19 protein-coding genes are annotated in these 17766 nt (G+C 46.7%); 8 read left to right on the top strand and 11 right to left on the bottom strand.

Annotated elements, in window-relative coordinates; all coding sequences use genetic code 11:
• Positions 1 to 243: 243 nt before the first annotated feature.
• The gene (locus L4C42_RS04055) at positions 244 to 606 is read left to right on the top strand and encodes a YgiW/YdeI family stress tolerance OB fold protein (protein WP_353496341.1); all 363 of its coding nucleotides are present in this window, start codon (positions 244 to 246) and stop codon (positions 604 to 606) included.
• A 13-nt stretch (positions 607 to 619) separates the two neighbouring features.
• Here the strand turns inward: L4C42_RS04055 and L4C42_RS04050 are convergent, their stop codons facing one another.
• A complete protein-coding gene (locus L4C42_RS04050) occupies positions 620 to 1090 on the bottom strand; it encodes a DMT family transporter (RefSeq protein WP_353496342.1) in 471 nt (156 codons plus the stop codon).
• Between the two features lie 101 nt (positions 1091 to 1191).
• Here L4C42_RS04050 and L4C42_RS04045 point away from each other — a divergent pair, with 101 nt between their 5' ends.
• Positions 1192 to 2130 carry a 2-dehydropantoate 2-reductase gene (locus L4C42_RS04045; protein WP_429759409.1) on the top strand — a complete coding sequence of 313 codons (939 nt, stop codon included), beginning with the start codon at positions 1192 to 1194 and terminating at the stop codon, positions 2128 to 2130.
• A 64-nt stretch (positions 2131 to 2194) separates the two neighbouring features.
• On the opposite strand, the gene L4C42_RS04040 is transcribed toward L4C42_RS04045, so the two are convergent.
• The 5 genes from L4C42_RS04040 to puuE all read right to left on the bottom strand — a co-directional run bounded on the left by L4C42_RS04040 (position 2195) and on the right by puuE (position 6585).
• Positions 2195 to 3463: a urate hydroxylase PuuD gene (locus L4C42_RS04040; RefSeq protein ID WP_353496344.1), complete on the bottom strand. Its 1269-nt coding sequence runs from the start codon at positions 3461 to 3463 to the stop codon at positions 2195 to 2197.
• Positions 3464 to 3484: 21 nt separating this feature from the next.
• Positions 3485 to 4054 carry an ureidoglycolate lyase gene (locus L4C42_RS04035; RefSeq protein WP_429759407.1) on the bottom strand — a complete coding sequence of 190 codons (570 nt, stop codon included), beginning with the start codon at positions 4052 to 4054 and terminating at the stop codon, positions 3485 to 3487.
• 20 nt (positions 4055 to 4074) lie between these two features.
• Entirely contained in the window at positions 4075 to 5061 is a 987-nt protein-coding gene (gene alc / locus L4C42_RS04030) for an allantoicase (protein WP_418642156.1), read from the bottom strand.
• A gap of 67 nt (positions 5062 to 5128) precedes the next feature.
• Positions 5129 to 5644, bottom strand: a complete 516-nt coding sequence (gene uraD, locus L4C42_RS04025; protein ID WP_353496346.1) for a 2-oxo-4-hydroxy-4-carboxy-5-ureidoimidazoline decarboxylase — start codon at positions 5642 to 5644, stop codon at positions 5129 to 5131.
• Between the two features lie 23 nt (positions 5645 to 5667).
• Positions 5668 to 6585 carry an allantoinase PuuE gene (gene puuE / locus L4C42_RS04020; protein WP_353496347.1) on the bottom strand — a complete coding sequence of 306 codons (918 nt, stop codon included), beginning with the start codon at positions 6583 to 6585 and terminating at the stop codon, positions 5668 to 5670.
• Positions 6586 to 6942: 357 nt separating this feature from the next.
• Here puuE and uraH point away from each other — a divergent pair, with 357 nt between their 5' ends.
• Entirely contained in the window at positions 6943 to 7296 is a 354-nt protein-coding gene (gene uraH, locus L4C42_RS04015; protein ID WP_353496348.1) for a hydroxyisourate hydrolase, read from the top strand.
• A 233-nt stretch (positions 7297 to 7529) separates the two neighbouring features.
• Entirely contained in the window at positions 7530 to 8873 is a 1344-nt protein-coding gene (locus tag L4C42_RS04010; RefSeq protein ID WP_353496349.1) for an NCS2 family permease, read from the top strand.
• A 145-nt stretch (positions 8874 to 9018) separates the two neighbouring features.
• Here L4C42_RS04010 and L4C42_RS04005 read toward each other — a convergent pair whose 3' ends face one another.
• From L4C42_RS04005 to gcl, 4 genes are all read right to left on the bottom strand, one after another.
• Positions 9019 to 9630, bottom strand: a complete 612-nt coding sequence (locus L4C42_RS04005) for a TetR/AcrR family transcriptional regulator (RefSeq protein ID WP_353496350.1) — start codon at positions 9628 to 9630, stop codon at positions 9019 to 9021.
• A 266-nt stretch (positions 9631 to 9896) separates the two neighbouring features.
• The gene (locus L4C42_RS04000) at positions 9897 to 10790 is read right to left on the bottom strand and encodes a 2-hydroxy-3-oxopropionate reductase (RefSeq protein WP_353496351.1); all 894 of its coding nucleotides are present in this window, start codon (positions 10788 to 10790) and stop codon (positions 9897 to 9899) included.
• Between the two features lie 22 nt (positions 10791 to 10812).
• Positions 10813 to 11592 carry a hydroxypyruvate isomerase gene (hyi, locus tag L4C42_RS03995; protein ID WP_353496352.1) on the bottom strand — a complete coding sequence of 260 codons (780 nt, stop codon included), beginning with the start codon at positions 11590 to 11592 and terminating at the stop codon, positions 10813 to 10815.
• A 35-nt stretch (positions 11593 to 11627) separates the two neighbouring features.
• Positions 11628 to 13412, bottom strand: a complete 1785-nt coding sequence (gcl, locus tag L4C42_RS03990; protein WP_353496353.1) for a glyoxylate carboligase — start codon at positions 13410 to 13412, stop codon at positions 11628 to 11630.
• Positions 13413 to 13741: 329 nt separating this feature from the next.
• Between gcl and aceB the strand changes: the two genes are divergently transcribed.
• A complete protein-coding gene (gene aceB, locus L4C42_RS03985; RefSeq protein WP_429759576.1) occupies positions 13742 to 15340 on the top strand; it encodes a malate synthase A in 1599 nt (532 codons plus the stop codon).
• 83 nt (positions 15341 to 15423) lie between these two features.
• Positions 15424 to 15861 (top strand): GlcG/HbpS family heme-binding protein, encoded by a 438-nt coding sequence (locus L4C42_RS03980; protein ID WP_353496354.1) that lies wholly within the window; start codon positions 15424 to 15426, stop codon positions 15859 to 15861.
• A 72-nt stretch (positions 15862 to 15933) separates the two neighbouring features.
• Here L4C42_RS03980 and L4C42_RS03975 read toward each other — a convergent pair whose 3' ends face one another.
• Positions 15934 to 16416 carry a MarR family winged helix-turn-helix transcriptional regulator gene (locus L4C42_RS03975; protein ID WP_042499692.1) on the bottom strand — a complete coding sequence of 161 codons (483 nt, stop codon included), beginning with the start codon at positions 16414 to 16416 and terminating at the stop codon, positions 15934 to 15936.
• Positions 16417 to 16547: 131 nt separating this feature from the next.
• On the opposite strand from L4C42_RS03975, the gene L4C42_RS03970 reads away from it, so the two are divergent.
• Positions 16548 to 17444 (top strand): DMT family transporter, encoded by an 897-nt coding sequence (locus L4C42_RS03970; RefSeq protein ID WP_353496355.1) that lies wholly within the window; start codon positions 16548 to 16550, stop codon positions 17442 to 17444.
• Between the two features lie 85 nt (positions 17445 to 17529).
• Positions 17530 to 17760 (top strand): glutaredoxin family protein, encoded by a 231-nt coding sequence (locus L4C42_RS03965; RefSeq protein ID WP_353496356.1) that lies wholly within the window; start codon positions 17530 to 17532, stop codon positions 17758 to 17760.
• The last annotated feature ends 6 nt before the right edge of the window (positions 17761 to 17766 follow it).

The following is a 17766-nucleotide window of genomic DNA, read 5'->3' as shown; positions in this document are numbered from 1 at the left end:
TAACCCCAATTGTCGTCACCCCTGCGTAGGCAGAGGTCTTTTTTAAGCGCGCACCAAGCCTCAACAAGATTCCTGCCTGCGCAGGAATGACGAGGTTTTACCCCGAAAAACAAACTTTTTTAAACTTTTTTAAACTTTTTTCGAATATGAACGAATTCTGAATATTCGTTTCAAGGTTAGTTAATCTAGACAGGCGCATACTGACATCGTCAACTAAACAAAGATGTCTAAATCGAGGTTATCATGAAAAAAGTTATCATCGCTACAGCACTTATCCTAACGTCTGGTTTCGCAGCAGCTAAATCTATGCCTGCTCAAGGCGGTTTTAACGGTCCTGCTCTTGGTGCACAAACGACGGTTGCTCAAGCGCTAGAAGCAAAAGACGACACACCAGTTCAAATTACGGGCAATATTACCCAATCTATTGGTGATGAAGAGTATCAATTCACCGACGGTCAAAACACCATCGTGATTGAAATCGACAACGATGACTGGCGTGGTGTGGATGTAACACCAAACGACAAAGTGATTATTTCTGGTCGTGTAGACAAAGACGCATTTGAAGACACTAAAATTGACGTAAAACGTGTTGCTATCGCGGGTTAATCATTAGAGAAGTTCAACTGCCTTTGCTGGGGTGATAAGCAACCAATATTACCCCAAGCACTATCAATATCGCCCCACCAATCCGCTGGGGCGATAGTTCTATTTTGGGGTAACCCAGAAGTCCATACTGATCGTACAAAAGTGACGCCGTCACTTGACCGCAAACAATCGCTATCGCCAATGCCAACGCGCCTAGTTTGGGCGCTAAGTAGATTGACATCGCTATGTTAAACGCCCCTAAAAACCCTCCTAACCAAGCCCACCATGGCAAGGTTTTTAGGGTTCCATTTGGAAACCAAGGCTTCCCTTCCAACATAACCAGCGTACCCAGTACTAATGTCCCAATAACGAATGAGATAAACGCTGCTTGAAGCGGTGACCCTAATCCAGTACGAAGCTGCGCATTAACACCAGCTTGTGAGGCCAACGTCGTTCCTACCACGACGCTGAGCAAAACAAGAATCACACCAGTAAAATTGGCCACTGTTCATTTCCTTATCACTACACTCTTTCAAGCGTAGCACTTCATTCCCAATTATTTTCCTGTACAGTAATACGAGCACAATTCAAAAATAGGGACATAGGATGAGTAAAAAGGTATTCGCAGTGATTGGGACAGGTGCGATAGGTGGTTATTACGGTGCACGACTCCATCATGGCGGTCACGATGTTCATTTCCTTTTTAATAGCGACTACCAACATGTGATTAATAACGGACTAAAAGTCGACTCTCACTACGGTGACTACTCCATCACTGCCAACGATATCAATGCTTACGAAAAGTCTGCAGATATGCCTAAAGCCGATGTTATTCTCGTCGCACTAAAAACCACCCAAAATCACCTGCTCGAAGCCCTCATTCGTCCTTTATTAAAACCAGACACCTTGGTCATGTTGCTGCAAAATGGTATTGGAGCGGAACAAGAAGTAGCAGAAGCGTTTAACCTCCCATACGTCGGTGGTGGCTTGTGTTTTATCTGTTCAAATAAAGTCGCACCTGGGCACATTGACCACATAGATTATGGCCGCATAACCATCGGCGTATACGGCGAAGATGGAATCGCACCACTGGAATCATTCGCTAAAGACCTAACCGGTTGCAGTGTGGAAGTGGATATAGACCCAAAGATCATGGATGCACGCTGGAAGAAGCTTCTCTGGAACGTACCATTTAATGGCCTGTCAACTGTGCTAGATAGTGACACCGCACAAATAATGGACTGCCAAGAACTGGTCAACCTATCAAAAGACATCATGATGGAAGTACAGCAAGCCGCACAAACCACCGATACTGAAATCCCAACCTCACTCATCGATACCATGCTGGGCAATACCACCAAGATGAAGCCGTATTTAACTAGTATGCTGCTAGACAGGCGCAATGGCCGAGAACTTGAGCTGCAGTATATGTACAAGAATGCGATTGAACTTGGAGCAAAAGGTGGCGTCTCGATGCCAAAGACAACGGCGCTTTATGAACAGTTGTGCTTTATTAACAAGCGTATCGTCTCCACAGTTCAATAGCGCTCGTTTGATAACGTAAAAAAGCCGCTCTATCATTGAGCGGCTTTTTAATTGGTATTAACTTTTATTGCAACTGAGCCCCCTGCTCAACCCATTCTCCAATGAGAGTACGTTCTTCATCGGTCATTTGAGTCAGATTACCCAATGGCATAACTTTGGTCGTGACCGTTTGAGCGACAATACGTGGCACATTCACTTTGATCTCCTCTGGCGTATCGAGTATCACGCCGCCCGGTGCAGTTTGGAATGCGGCGTGTGTTGGCGTTGCCGAGTGACAGACTGAGCAGCGCTCTTGAATCACTTGGTTGATCTGTGAAAAAGGAATGGCGCCATCTGCTGCATGCTGTGAAGCTTGCGCTAACTGATCGTTACTATCCCCGGTTTGTTCAGTTGTGCTTTGCGTTGTCGGAGCTTTTGCCACTGGTGCTGACGACTTATTTGCGTAAGGTGAGCTGACAAAAGCAAGCGTGATCATACCTAGTGCCGCTGCCGGAATCGTCCATGCAAATTTTTGGCTACCGTGGCGCGTATTGAAATAGTGTCTAACCAAAATACTAAACACTGACAAGCCCGCTAGAATCGCCCAGTTGTACTCGTGACCGTAGGTGCTCGGGAAGTGATTACTGATCATAATGAACAGCACAGGCAGCGTTAGGTAGTTATTGTGTCTAGAGCGCAGTAATCCTTTCGCCGGCAATGCTGGGTCAGGCTCTTGGTTGTTTTCAATCGCTTTTACCAAATTACGCTGAGCCGGCATAATAACGAAGAAAACGTTACCGACCATGATAGTACCGATAATCGCACCGACGTGAATATAAGCACCGCGACCACTGAATACCTGACTAAGTCCATACGCAGCTGCCACCAGGCCAACAAACAATACAATGCCTAAGACGATTGGCGTTTTACCTAGAGGGGAGTTACACAAAAGGTTGTAAATGACCCACCCTGCAACCAAAGAGGCCACACCAATCATAATTGCGCTGGTCGAATCGATACCTGAGCCTGGTGCGACTAGGTAGATTTCTGCGTTTAAGTAGTACACCACACCCAAAAGCAGCACACCGGTGATCCAAGTGAAATACGCTTCCCATTTAAACCAGTGTAAGTTTTCTGGCATCTTTGGGGGCGCGAGTTTGTACTTTTCAAGATGGTAAATACCACCACCGTGAATCGCCCAGAGATCGCCCGATAGGCCATCACGTGGATTGCTGCGATTCAAATTATTCTCTAACCATACAAAGTAGAACGACGCACCAATCCATGCGATACCTACTATCATGTGAACCCAACGAATAATCAGGTTCAGCCATTCTGTTACGTGCGGATCCATAACACACTCCTCGTCAGCAGCTTAGACAGAGACTCGCTGCTCATCCTTATCTCGTTGCATCTTATCGGCGAAGCTAGGGAGATCATCAAGGCTTATTTGAATGAGCCCTTCATTGAAAAACACTTCATCGCAATTGTTTCCATCCCCAGCTCTATCGACTATTAAAAACTGGTCTTGGTCTGTAAGAGCCAATACTGGATGATGCCAAACGCCTTTATGGTAATTCACCCCTTGCTTACCGTTGCTGAGAAAAGCACGGCAGTTCGCTAACGACGGGGTATCTCCCTTTGGCGCGACGACGATAAGATACGGTTGTCCAAGTAATGGTATGAATGCTTGCGACCCCAAAGGATGCCTTTCCAGCATTTCAATCGTCAGTGGATACTGCAAAGGCGTCGCTTGAAAGATACTAATGATGGCTCTGCCACCCTGATCTGCCACATCAGCCTCAGCAAGCTTATGATAGCGACGTGTTGACCCGTTATTGATCATAAAGTAGTCGCTATTGTCCACCTCTATCACATCCCCAAACTCGGCAAATGTACGCTTGTCCAGAAGCTCTATTTTGATTCGACGTATACCATTACTCATATAAAATCCCTCTACTAAGTTTAGTCCGCCTTGGTGCCAAAGAGGCGCAAGCGACTAACACCGCCATCAGGGAAAATGTTCAGTCGTACATGGGTGATAGGGCCTATCTCATTTACCTCTGACACAAACTCATGAATAGAGTGCGCATCTAGCTTTTGAGATGGCAGAAGCTCCTTCCAAAACAAACTTTGTGTCGCGACTTGATCGTCGGTGCCACCTTTCACGTAAGCGGCTTGAATAGAGCAGCTATCTGGGTAGTTACCTTTAAAGTGGGCGGTATCCACCACCACGCGTCCGACATTACCGGCATGCCCTAATGCTACGATGACCCAGTCATTGCCCGGCGTTCTTCGGCGTGCGGTCTCCCAACCATCACCCATATTTTCACCGCGACCTGGACCTAAGATGTTCGACTTGTTGCCATAGTGCTCGTCGCTGCATGCTAATGCTCTGCCACCATGTTCTACGCTGGCAAGATCGATTTGTTGCAGTTCATCGATGGCATCCCAATCGACACTCGGTGTGCCATACACACGTAGGCGTGCTACACCGCCATCAGGATAGATATTCAGTCTTACGTGGGTGTAGACTTTTTCACTCGCTATCTCGCTAATATGGTGCTTATCACCAGACAAGCTCTGAGACGGTAAAATCTCTTCCCACTCTTGCGAGTTTGTCGGATCGGCTTCTGGACTGTAAATAGCATCGATTGACGCTGATGGCGGATAGTTACCCGTGAAAAAAGAGGTATCAATATCGATGCCAGCAATGGTGCCGGCTAAACCGAGTTTAACGATACAGTAGTCGTACCCTTCACCACGTTTACGACGGCTCTCCCAGCCATCCATCCATTTACCGTTGTCATCATAGACGCCTTCTTTCCATTGCGGATCTAATCGACTGAGCAATCGGCTCTTGTCTGCGAAAAAGTCATCCGTGGCGTAGAGCGCTTCAGCGCCCAGTTTGTCGTCTGCTAAATTAATGTATTGTTCAATTTTCAAAGACATTTGTTGTCATCCAGTTCAATTATTCAATAAATAATAAAATGAGAGAGATAGCTGCCGTTTCCCTGACTTACATATCTCTTAAGCGAAATAACGCTATCTTGTTGATTTCGTTAAGCGCCGTAACAAACTCAGTTTCACTATCATTGCCTAATCGCTTCTCGAACGACTCAAGAATTTGGTAACGATTGGCTCCCTTGACTGCCATAATGAAGGGAAAGTTGAAGCGACTTTTGTAGCTGTTGTTGTAGGTGGTAAATTTGGCAAACTCTTCCTCTGAACACTGGTCAATTCCGGCACCAGCTTGTTCAGCCGTCGAGGCCGCGGTTAATTCGCCATTTATGGCGGCTCGCCCAGCTAAGTCGGGGTGAGCATTAATCAAATCGAGCTGTTTAGACTCGGCTGCATTTAATAGCGCCATCGACATCTTTAAATGCAGGCTTTCGATATGGTCGTCATCTGGATCAAGTCCTGAATCAAACACAGACTCAGCGACCCAAGAACTATGTTCATAAATATCCGCAAAGCATGAGACAAACTCATCTCGAACCATTTCCGTTGGCTTACAGCTTTTAAATTGCGTCATCACTTTGCTCCTTGTGATTGTTCTTATGGATTCGGGTTGTACGGGTGATGCTGATGCCAGTGTTTCGCTATATCGACCCTACGGCATAGCCATACGTCTTCATGCTGACTGACATAGTCTAAAAAGCGTCGAAGAGACGCAATTCTTCCTGGGCGACCAATCAAACGACAATGTAATCCAACCGACATCATTTTCGGTGCGTGTTCGCCCTCTTCGTATAAGGTGTCAAACGTATCCTTGAGATACTGATAGAACTGCTCACCAGAGTTAAAACCTTGCGTCGTGGCAAAACGCATATCGTTCACATCTAGTGTATAAGGAATCACCAGCTGAGGTCGGCCTGTCTCTGTATGCCAATACGGAAGGTCATCATCGTAAGCATCTGAGTCATACAAGAAGCCACCTTCTTCAGCGACTATCCGGCGAGTATTAGGACCGGTACGTCCGGTGTACCAACCCACAGGGCGCTCACCCGTGACTTCTCTAATAATCGAAATCGCTTTTGCCATGTGATCACGCTCTTCGGATTCATCCATATACTGATAGTCAATCCAGCGATAACCGTGGCTGCAAATCTCGTGCCCAGCCTCCTTCATCGCCTTTGCCACCTCGGGATAGCGCTCAACGGCCATGGCAACAGCAAAAATCGTGAGAGGGATATCGTATTGTTCAAACAATCGAAGCACACGCCAAACACCTGCGCGGCTACCGTATTCGTAGATAGACTCCATGCTGATGTGACGTTCACCTTTTATCGGTGTTGCCGCTGGGATCTCAGAGAGAAATGCTTCCGATTCATCGTCACCGTGCAAAATGCAGCGCTCTCCACCCTCTTCGTAGTTCAATACAAAGGATACGGCGATTCGAGCATTGTTCGGCCACTTGGGGTGTGGAGGGTTGGCTCCATAGCCGATGAGGTTGCGCGAATAGTCCTTATTCATCCACTGACTCCTTTACCATCTCGGTGAACTTGCAACTGCATGTTCAATTACTCATTTCGTTAACTTAATTGTATACAATAATTTATCTTAATGTAAAGATTTTGTTTGTTGAGTTAAATTGTTAGATTAACCCTTATAAAATCAATAATTTAAGTTAAATACCTCTGTTAAACGCTCAGATCTAGTGCACCCTGCACCATCACAAAGCAGAGGAATAGATCAACATTTTTGTAACTCAAAACTTTACTAATCGACTTAATTGTGTACATATTAATATCAGTAAAGGTCTTGGTACGAGCTCGTTGTATACAAGATGGAACGATCAATTAAAGGAGCGTACGAAAGTACGAGAGTGATATGGGAAGACTGACAACACATGTATTGGATACGACCAACGGCGTTCCAGGCGCCGAGATCCAAGTAGAATTGTTTCGTGTACAAGGCGACACTCTTCAGTTCATCAAGCGTGTTTACACCAACTCCGATGGGCGAACTGACTCGCCAATTTTGGAGGGTGAAGCCTTTGTCTCTGGAAAGTATCAGCTCGTGTTCCATGTCGCTTCCTACTACCAAACTAAAGGCATTCAGCTCGATGACATTCCATTCTTGGATGATGTAGTGATCCGATTTGGACTCAATGATGAAGACGCCCACTATCACGTGCCTTTGTTGGTTTCCCCTTACAGTTTTTCGACCTACCGAGGCAGCTAACTCGGTGTCACTCGTCTCTTAAAAGTTGTCAACACAGCTTTGTATGAGCGGCGCATCAATACAATGCGCACAACCAACAAATTGAAATGAACCACCTCTCTCGAGGCATGGCTCTTTGCTTACGCTTATTGTGTCTATGCGGAGTCAGGGGTACTGCTGTTTTCAATTTAAGGATAAGCAATAGTAATTTTACCCACTCAACCTTCAGGGTAATGCGAAAAGGACTTACTCAAATGAATGAAACCAAAGCAGAAGTGCTCAATGAAGCATCCCAAAACGGCCTCTTAGAGCGCTATTTTAAGATCAAACAACACGGTTCAAGTGTTAAAAACGAACTCTTAGGTGGCGTTACCACCTTTGCCACCATGGCCTACATCATCTTTGTAAACCCAAGTATCATGGCCGCATCAGGCATGGATCAAGGGGCGGTATTTGTCGCGACCTGTATAGGCGCAGCAATAGGCTGTTTACTGATGGGCTTGTTTGCCAACTGGCCTGTGGGATTAGCACCAGGCATGGGTCTCAATGCGTTTTTCTCATTTACCGTCGTAAGTGAAATGGGTTATAGCTGGGAAGTGGCGCTAGGTGCGGTATTTATCTCGGGTGTGTTGTTTGTTGGGATGAGTTTCTACAAGATACGACAATGGATTATTGAGAGTATCCCAGAAAGTCTTCGTTACGCAATGACCGCGGGCGTCGGTCTATTCTTGGGGCTAATTGGTCTTAAAACTGCAGGTATCGTCGTCGAAAACCCAGCAACACTGGTCTCTTTAGGTGATTTTACTAAACCAGACGCGCTGCTAGCAGCTGTGGCGTTTCTGATCATTGCCGTGCTGAGTGAACGCCGCATTTTCGGCGCCGTCCTTATCGGCATTCTAAGTGTCACTATGATCGGCATGATGATGGGAATAGTTCAATACAATGGCTTTTTCTCAGCGCCTCCAAGCATTGCACCAACCTTCCTTGCTATGGATATTACCGGTGCGCTTAATGTCTCTATGGTGAGCGTTATTCTGGCGTTCCTATTCGTCAACATGTTCGATACTGCGGGTACGCTGATGGGCGTGGCTGAGCGTGCAAATCTCGTTAACAAAGAAACCGGTAAAATCGAAGGCTTAAGCAAAGCACTCAAAGCGGACAGTATTTCTAGTGTCGCCGGCGCTTGCGTAGGTTGTCCACCGGTAACCAGTTATGTTGAAAGTGCTGCAGGTGTCGCTGCGGGGGCGAGAACCGGTCTCTCTGCCATTGTCGTTGCTGTACTATTCCTTGCGGCTATTTTCCTATCGCCTCTTGCAGGTATGATCCCCGCTTACGCGACCGCTGGCGCTCTTATTTACGTGGCCTTTGTCATGATGAGCAGTATGCAGCATGTTGATTGGAAAGACTTTACTAACGGTGCACCTGCTGCTATTACCGCACTCATGATGCCGCTGACCTTCTCAATAGCCAATGGTATCGCGCTTGGCTTTATCACCTACACAGTGCTAAAAGTCGCCACTGGTAAAACCAAAGATGTCTCGATCTCAATGTATATCCTGAGCGCCGTGTTCATCGCGAAACTGGTCTTTATTGGCTAAGCTATCGCTTCCAAAAACACGTTTCCACACTCTCATTTCCAGAATGAGATAAACAGAAAAGCAAAAAGCGGCAAACGTAAATTCGTTTGCCGCTTTTCTATGGTTCATCGCGAATTGGTGTAATTCTGTATACCAAAGCCACGAACTAACGGCTTTTCACTCCGCACCCTTGAATCACCATCTTAGTTAGAAACGTCGCCGCCTCGTCAAAATCACTGTCGGTTAGCGCTGGCTTATCGAGTACGCTGCATATCTGCCAGCTAAAGTCCGCATACGTTTGAGTGGACGACCAAATAGCAAACATGAGGTGATGGGGCGGTACGTCATCCATTAGCCCCTGCTCAGCCCAATTGGCGAACTTCTCTAATATAAGTTGTGACTGCTGAAACAGCTTCGAGCGAATACTTTCTGGCAACACCTTAGCACCCGACATCACTTCACTGGCAAATACACGGGACGCGTGCGGGTGGTCTCTGGAAATCATCAGCTTGGTGCGAATGTATTGGGTGAGCGCTTCAACCGGATCATCGAGTTGCTCGATAGGTAATGATGCTTCAAGAAGGGGCTGGGTAACGGTTTCTAGCACCGCATAATAGAGTTTATCTTTAGAGCTGAAGTAATAGAACACATTAGGTTTGGGAATATCCGCCGCCTTGGCGATGTCGACCATTTTTGTCGCCGCATACCCGTGAGTAGCAAACTGCTCACTGGCCACTTCAATGATCAAATCTTGATTCTTCCGTCTAATGCGCGACATGCTTGTCCTTACGATCGTTATTTTATACTTGGTATTTAACCTATCTTAATGAATTTAAATACTAAGTACAAAGCTTGAGATACGTAACTCCGAGCGAGCGCAAGACATAAAAAATCCCGAAGCCAATACCAACTGCGTCTGATTGTTGAAGTTTGAAGCCGTAAACCTCAACGCAGTGGAATAACTTCGGGAACGCGTATAAAAGGAGACAAAACTACGCGATTAAGACGGAAACGTTTTAGATAGGTAACCTGTAATTAATTTACTCAGTCGTTACGAATTGAGTGGCCTGAGCGCATTTCAAGCGCTTTAATGAGCGCTGAATGATCCCAGTTCTCACCACCTTGGTCAGCACACTCATCAAAGAGGGCTTGAGCCGTTTCAGTATTCGGCAATGCAACCCCAAGTTCTTTAGCACCGCTAAGCGCAAGGTTGAGGTCTTTTTGGTGCAGCGCAATTTTAAAGCCCGGATTAAAGCTGCCTTCAATCATTCTTTCGCCGTGAACTTCAAGAATTTTTGAGCTGGCAAAACCACCTAATAAAGCTTGGCGTACCCGAGCTGGATCAGCACCGGCTTTCGAGGCAAACACTAACGCTTCAGATACCGCCTCGATGTTCAGTGCCACAATGATTTGGTTTGCCACTTTGCAGGTTTGTCCTGCACCGCTATCACCCACCAGTGTGATGTTTTTGCCCATGACCTCAAATAGAGGCCTAGCCGCGTCAAAAGCCTGCTGTTCACCACCAACCATGATGCTAAGTGTCGCATTCACAGCGCCCACTTCTCCGCCGGATACTGGTGCATCTAGGTATTGAGCGCCACTCTCCTTAATACGTTTTGCAAAAGATTGCGTCGCTATAGGTGAGATAGAACTCATGTCAATGACCAGCTTGTCTGTACTGCCCGCCAAGCCCGCTTCTACACCATCTGTGTCAAATAGAACGTCTTCAACTTGCGGCGTATTCGGCAACATGAGTATCGTAATGTCCGCAAGTTGCGTTGCCTCTTTCGGTGAGTGACACACAGTAGCACCGCGTGCGACTAGCTCTGCTGGAGGCGGCGTAAAATGATCGGAAAGCACCAACTCATAGCCTGCATTTTGCAAGTTCTTTGCCATTGGCAGTCCCATTATTCCTGTTCCGATAAATGCAACTTTCATAGAATATTCTCCTTAATGTTCTCTATTGCTGAAAAGCGTTTAACCACGATAGTCCTTGGTGAGTGCCCGCTTTCGGTTTGTATTCGCAACCGATCCATCCTTGGTAGCCAAGCTCATCAATGTGTGGCAACAAGAAGTCATAGTTGATTTCGCCGGTACCAGGCTCATGTCGACCTGGGTTATCCGCTAACTGGATATGCGCTATCCTAGAGAGATTGTTTGCAATCGTTGGTGATAGATCGCCCTCCATGATTTGCATGTGGTAGATATCGTATTGAACAAACACATTGTTACTCCCAACTTCAGCAATAACTGACTGAGCTTGCTGTGTTGTGTTCAAGAAGAAACCGGGAATGTCTCGGGTGTTGATTGCTTCAATAACTAAGGTGATGCCCGCTGCCTCTAGCTGCTGAGCGGCATAGCGAAGGTTGATAATGAAGGTCGTGTGCGCGTCTTGTTGCGTCACACCTTGGGGCACAATGCCGGCAAGACAGTTCACTTGTGTGTTCCCTAATACTTTCGCGTACTCAATCGCTTTCGCGACACCGAGTTGAAACTCTTCGATTCGATTCGGGTCAACCGCGATACCTCGGTCGCCGGCATCCCACTCACCAGCAGGTAAGTTGAATAAGACCTGTTGTAGTTTGTTTTCTTCTAGCTTCGTCTTAATGATCTCGACATCAAAATCATACGGAAATAGATATTCAACCCCGCGAAAACCGGCTTGTGCCGCTTGATCAAAACGTTCTAGAAAGTCGTACTCGGTAAACAACATAGATAAGTTGGCAGCAAATTTTAGCATTGCTCTCTCCTTGATAAACGCATTGTGGACAACGGCTACTGTGATGACTTAATTGATGCCATCGAGGTCGGTGCATCATCGTCAGAATCGGCCAATGGCTCGAACTCATTGATTGCGTTGATCTCTGTTCCCATGGAAATGTTAGTCACGCGCTCTAAAATCACTTCGACGACAACCGGTACTTGATGCGCAGCCATTAATGAACGAGCTTCTGTAAAGGCGTCCTGAATTTTTGCAGGATCGGTAACTCGAATCGCTTTACAGCCAAGCCCCTCAACTACTTTCACGTGATCGACACCGTAGCCTTCCAGCTCTGGTGAGTTTTGGTTTTCAAACGCCAGTTGCACGCAATAATCGATATCAAACTGACGTTGTGCTTGGCGTATCAACCCAAGGTAAGAGTTGTTAACCACAACATGGATGTACGGCAGATTAAACTGCGCCCCTACAGCCAACTCCTCAATCATGAATTGGAAATCATAGTCGCCGGAAATCGCGACAACATCGCGCTGCGGATCCGCCACTTTTACACCAAGAGCCGCAGGAATCGTCCAACCTAGCGGCCCTGCTTGTCCGCAGTTAATCCAGTGTCTTGGCTTATAAACATGAAGAAACTGCGCCGCAGCAATCTGAGACAAACCAATCGTGCTGACATAGCAAGTATCTGCACCAAATGCCTGATTCATCTCTTCATACACGCGCATCGGTTTAATCGGTGTGTCGATGAAATGCGTTTTGCGAAGCATGGTGGCTTTACGGTGTTGGCACTGTCCAACCCAAGCTGATCTGTCTGGGAGTATGCCTTTTGCCGCTCGCTCTTTAGCGACATCGACCATCAGCTCAAGCGCCGCTTTGGCATCAGAAACGATACCGAGATCTGGACAGAACACGCGGCCAATCTGCGTGGGTTCAATATCGATATGAACGAATTTTCGACCTTGGGTATAGACGTCTAACGAGCCAGTGTGTCGATTGGCAAAGCGATTTCCGACACCAAATACAAAATCGGAATCAAGCAGCGTTTCATTACCGTAGCGATGTGCCGTTTGTAGCCCAACCATGCCTGCCATGAGTTCATGATCATCAGGAATAGAACCCCACCCCATAAGAGTTGGGATCACAGGCACCCCTGTTAGCTCGGCAAACTGTTTCAACAGCTCAGAGGCTCCCGAGTTAATAACCCCACCGCCTGAGACAATCACCGGTTTGTCCGATGCGGCTAACATGTCCAGCGCTTTCTCGACTTGTTCACGACTAGCGGAAGGTTTAAACGCTGCTAGAGGTTCATAGCTATCAATATCAAATTCAATTTCTGCCAACTGAACATCGAGAGGTAGGTCAATGAGAACTGGACCTGGGCGACCCGAACGCATGATGTGAAAGGCTTTTTGAAATGCGCGTGGCACCTGAGCAGGTTCAAGTACTGTTGTCGCCCACTTAGTCACAGGCTTAGCGATGGATTCGATATCAACGGCCTGAAAGTCTTCCTTATGCAGACGTGCTCTTGGGGCTTGACCCGTGATACATAAAATTGGGATCGAGTCCGCTGACGCGGAATAAAGGCCAGTAATCATATCCGTACCAGCAGGACCCGATGTTCCAATACACACACCGATATTATCTTGGTCAGTGCGCGTAAACCCTTCTGCCATATGCGAGGCACCCTCTACGTGACGTGCCAATACATGCTCTATACCACCCAGCGCTTTCATCGCTGCATACATAGGATTAATAGCAGCGCCTGGTACACCAAAGGCAACGTGCACCCCTTCTTTTTTTAGTACTGCTACTGCTGCTTCTATTGCTTTCATTCTTGCCATTCCAACCCCTCCATTAGATTGTGTACAATTTTCGATCACTTTGTGTACTATGAACCAATTCCGAGCATTCGCAAGTCTTAAATTCACAATATTTTCACATGGAGCTCATGCACTAAGTGGTTACTTACCCCGTATCTACTGAATATAAATACTTTACATAAATTATCTTAACGTAAAAATACTTTCAAAAAACCCACTCGTTAAATTAATGAAAAATAGTCTTTGATCATTTGTAACTTTTCTCATATAAGTAGAAGTAAGATACATCTTTGTATACAAAAAATAATAATATTGTGTAAAGGAGACAGGCAATGGCTGTAATCGAAGGAATGAACACTACCGCTGCAAATCGGTTGAATGTAACAGGCGCGATGAACAATCGTGATTACCAAGCAATACTCAGTGAAGAAGCCGTCGCGTTTCTCTCTACACTTGTAGAGCACTTTGGTGATCGTAGAGATCAACTACTCGCGCAAAGAGACATTAAGCAAGCTGCGTACGATAAGGGAGAGCTGCCTGGATTTCGCAGCGATACTGAGTCGATTCGCAACGACAAAAGCTGGCGCGTGAACCCAATTCCTGAGCCATTGCTGGATCGCCGCGTGGAGATAACCGGGCCGGTCGATCGAAAAATGGTCATTAATGCACTCAACTCCGGCGCCAAAGCATTTATGTGCTGTTTTGAAGACGCCTCTGCACCGACTTGGGCGAATATGATTGAAGGCCAAATCAACCTTAGAGATGCCAACCTGGGTACCATCAGTCATTACGATGAGAATAAAGACAAGGACTACAAGCTAAGTAGCGATCCTGCTCTTCTTATCGCACGCCCAAGAGGCCTACATTTACCGGAAAAATCGATAGTGTTTGATGGCAAACCGATCGCCGGTTGCTTGATGGATTTTGCACTGTATTTCTTCCACAACCATCAATCACGCGCCGACAAAGGGCTTGGTGTGTACTACTACATTCCCAAACTAGAAAGCATGGAAGAAGCCAAATGGTGGGATGATGTCTTCGCATTTACTGAGGCCTATTTTGGTGTTCCTACTGGCACCATCAGAGCCACAGTGCTGATTGAAACGCTCCCTGCGGTATTCCAAATGGACGAGATTTTGTACGCAATGAAAGACCACATTGTTGCTATGAACTGCGGCCGCTGGGACTACATTTTTAGCTACATCAAAACCCTTAAGAATCATCAAGACCGTATTCTGCCAGATCGCCACGGCATAGGTATGGATCAAGCCTTTCTTAATGCCTATAGCCAATTGTTAGTGAGAACTTGTCACGCTCGAGGCGCCCTTGCGATGGGTGGCATGTCGGCCTTTATTCCCGCGAAAGAGCCACAAGAAATGGCTCGCGTCACTGCAAAAGTGATTGAAGACAAACAGCGTGAATCTCAAAACGGCCATGACGGCACTTGGGTTGCACACCCCGCTCTGGTCAACTTAGCCATGTCGACATTTGATGAGCATCTAAAAGGCAAAATTAATCAGCTCGACTTCGTGAGTCCTGATACTGAGATAACTCCAGAAACACTCCTTGAGCCATGCGAAGGAACTCGTGACGAAGCCGGTGTTCGCAAGAACATTCGCATCGCGCTCTATTACATTGAAGCGTGGATCCAAGGCCAAGGCTGCGTCCCTATCTACGGTCTGATGGAAGATGCGGCAACGGCAGAGATCTCCCGAGCCAATATTTGGCAATGGATTCATCACGGGATCACTCTTGATGATGGCCAACCTTTTACCGCAGAGCTCTTTCATACATGGCTCTACCAAGAGCTCAATACCATTCAACAGGAAGTGGGCGATACGCGTTATTATGCCGGGCGCTTTAACGAAACCGCTGACCTTTTCTACGAGCTGTCGACATCTAAACAGTTCGCTAGCTTCCTGACCCTACCTAGCTATTCCCTGCTCTAAGCGTCGATAGTGGGCTAACTTGTTTTGAGGGAGCTCACTATCAATCGGGAAAAGCGCAAGCGACTAGACGACGAGGAAACAACATGGGAAGTTTAACTCTTAACCAAGCACTGACGATTATTGACGCGACCTTCAATGCAGGAAAAAGCCATGAATGCGCACCATTAACTGCGGCAGTACTGGATAGCGGCGGCAAGCTCATCTCTCTGCAGCGCCAAGACGGCTCCAGTATGATGAGGCCAGATATCGCCATAGCTAAAGCTTGGGGGGCACTCGCTCTCGGTTGTTCGTCTAGAAAGTTGGCACAAGATGCCGATGTTAGACCGGCGTTTATCTCTGCAGTGAACGTTTTGGCAGATGGCAACATGGTCCCTGTGCCCGGTGGTCTGCTGATTCGAGACAAGGACAAGCATGTAATTGGCGCAATTGGTGTGAGTGGCGATTTGTCCGATACCGATGAGCGCTGTGCATTAATCGGTATCGCTGCAGCAAACTTGTTTAGTGACGAGCTAGCTGCATAACGCCAATTTACATAAAGACAAAAAAAGAGGTCTATTTTCCTAGACCTCTTTTTCTATTCACATTCACTGATGCTACTCGTATTGGCTCAGCCATACCTTAAGCAGTTGATTGGCTTGTTTCTTCTGCGCCGCTGTCATGGACTTTACTAGACTCTTTTGCACATCGGCATGTTCTTCAATTAACTTATCAATCAGTACAAGGCCGTCTTGGGTTAATTGTACGGTGACACTGCGGCGATCTTCTTTGCTGTGCTCTCTGGAAATTAACCCTTTATTCTCGAGCTTATCGAGGCGGTTCGTCATCGCACCGGATGTGAGCATCATAGTATCAATGAGCTCAGAAGGCGTTAATCGATAAGGCTTACCGCTACGTCGAAGCGTCGCCAACACGTCAAATTCCCCCAGCTTTAGGTCGTACTTCTTGTGCAAATCTGCGACTTTGGTTTCCATATATTTGGCAATGCGCATCAGTCGTCCCATCATTGCCATCGGATCTGTATCCAGCTCTGGCTTTTGTTTTGCCCACTGTTCGACCACTCGATCTATCGCGTCCATTCCAATATGTTCTCGCTGTTTAGTTATAAGAATACAAGGCTCAATAAAACTAGTTTAACATAAAGATACTTTACAGACAGCTCAAAGATGGTTAAAGTGGCGGCAGATATCTTAACGTAAAGATAAATTACATGAACATACTTCTAGCAATGATTCCCGCCTTTTTCTGGGGCACAACCTACGCGGTCACGAAGTTTACCCTTCCTGACTGGCCGCCAATTTTGCTGGGTGCTCTTCGCGCACTGCCAGCAGGTTTGCTATTGCTACTCGTTAAACCGTCATTACCAAAGAAAGGTGAATGGCGAACCTTGTTCATTCTCGGTACGGTAAACATCGCCACCTTCTTCGGCCTTATCTTTGTAATGGCACAAACGTTACCTTCGACCATATCCGGTGTTGGCATGGTGTCTGTACCCGTATTTGCCATGTTGTATCAATGGTTAGTGAACCGCAAACGCCCAAGCTGGTTACAAACGTTAAGTGGATTCGCGTTGGTACTGTTTGCCTTCTTCCTGTTCTCACCGGGCTCGATTTCTCTTAATCCAATTGGCCTTGGTGCCATGCTCGCCGCCATTATGTGTATTGTTGTCGGCAGCGGCATGACTAAAACGCTCGGTAGTCGTATCCATTGGTGGACGATTCTAACTTGGCAGTTGATCTTAGGGGGCGCAGTACTCGGTCTCGCATCCGGTGTCCAAGCAGCGCTTGAACCGCAAATCTATGTATCGGTTATCGACAATTTTTCGACTCAGAACCTAATGGGACTGCTTTGGGTCGTGGGTCTAAATACCGCATTAAGCTACGGTATGTACGTTTGGTTGCTACAACGCATGAGTGTGGTCGACTTTACCTTTGGTGGTATCGCCAACCCTATCGCGGGTATTGTCTGTGGCATGGTGCTACTAGGTGAGTCATTTACGCAAACCCAGTACGCATTGATGATTGGCATGATCATGATGTCTTTGGTTCCGCAAACACTACAAGCGGTTAAACAACACAGATTAGCCAGCTTGGCGAAACAAGGTTAACCAAGCGATTAAAATCGAAAGTGGCTTGAGGTTCTTAGTCGAACTACGTACCATACGGCCACTTTTTCATTACAGCGCGATCAATATGAAACGACTTGTCCTCTACGTTAAAGACAAATGCCCGCATTGCAAAGATGCTCAACGCTACCTAGACAGCAAAGGCTATAAATATCGTCTTACCAACGCAAAAATGCAGCGCGGCCGTAAAGAGCTCGACGCCATTGGTGCCCGTTCATTGCCTGTATTGAAGATTGGTGACCGCTATATGATTGGCTGGAACCCAAACAATTTTGAGAAAATGTATAGCAGCAATTAACTCACG

This window comes from Vibrio wakamikoensis (assembly GCF_050337275.1).
GTDB lineage: Bacteria > Pseudomonadota > Gammaproteobacteria > Enterobacterales > Vibrionaceae > Vibrio > Vibrio chaetopteri.
Note: the sequence above shows the minus strand (reverse complement) of the source record. Positions and strands in the feature narration are given on the sequence as shown.

Coding starts and splice junctions, on each gene's coding strand:
- L4C42_RS04055 (WP_353496341.1), top strand. CDS start 244: ATGAAAAAAGTTATCATCGCTACAGCACTTATCCTAACGTCTGGTTTC.
- L4C42_RS04045 (WP_429759409.1), top strand. CDS start 1,192: ATGAGTAAAAAGGTATTCGCAGTGATTGGGACAGGTGCGATAGGTGGT.
- L4C42_RS04040 (WP_353496344.1), bottom strand. CDS start 3,463: ATGGATCCGCACGTAACAGAATGGCTGAACCTGATTATTCGTTGGGTT.
- L4C42_RS04035 (WP_429759407.1), bottom strand. CDS start 4,054: ATGAGTAATGGTATACGTCGAATCAAAATAGAGCTTCTGGACAAGCGT.
- alc (WP_418642156.1), bottom strand. CDS start 5,061: ATGTCTTTGAAAATTGAACAATACATTAATTTAGCAGACGACAAACTG.
- uraD (WP_353496346.1), bottom strand. CDS start 5,644: ATGACGCAATTTAAAAGCTGTAAGCCAACGGAAATGGTTCGAGATGAG.
- puuE (WP_353496347.1), bottom strand. CDS start 6,585: ATGAATAAGGACTATTCGCGCAACCTCATCGGCTATGGAGCCAACCCT.
- uraH (WP_353496348.1), top strand. CDS start 6,943: ATGGGAAGACTGACAACACATGTATTGGATACGACCAACGGCGTTCCA.
- L4C42_RS04010 (WP_353496349.1), top strand. CDS start 7,530: ATGAATGAAACCAAAGCAGAAGTGCTCAATGAAGCATCCCAAAACGGC.
- L4C42_RS04005 (WP_353496350.1), bottom strand. CDS start 9,630: ATGTCGCGCATTAGACGGAAGAATCAAGATTTGATCATTGAAGTGGCC.
- L4C42_RS04000 (WP_353496351.1), bottom strand. CDS start 10,790: ATGAAAGTTGCATTTATCGGAACAGGAATAATGGGACTGCCAATGGCA.
- hyi (WP_353496352.1), bottom strand. CDS start 11,592: ATGCTAAAATTTGCTGCCAACTTATCTATGTTGTTTACCGAGTACGAC.
- gcl (WP_353496353.1), bottom strand. CDS start 13,412: ATGGCAAGAATGAAAGCAATAGAAGCAGCAGTAGCAGTACTAAAAAAA.
- aceB (WP_429759576.1), top strand. CDS start 13,742: ATGAACACTACCGCTGCAAATCGGTTGAATGTAACAGGCGCGATGAAC.
- L4C42_RS03980 (WP_353496354.1), top strand. CDS start 15,424: ATGGGAAGTTTAACTCTTAACCAAGCACTGACGATTATTGACGCGACC.
- L4C42_RS03975 (WP_042499692.1), bottom strand. CDS start 16,416: ATGGACGCGATAGATCGAGTGGTCGAACAGTGGGCAAAACAAAAGCCA.
- L4C42_RS03970 (WP_353496355.1), top strand. CDS start 16,548: ATGAACATACTTCTAGCAATGATTCCCGCCTTTTTCTGGGGCACAACC.
- L4C42_RS03965 (WP_353496356.1), top strand. CDS start 17,530: ATGAAACGACTTGTCCTCTACGTTAAAGACAAATGCCCGCATTGCAAA.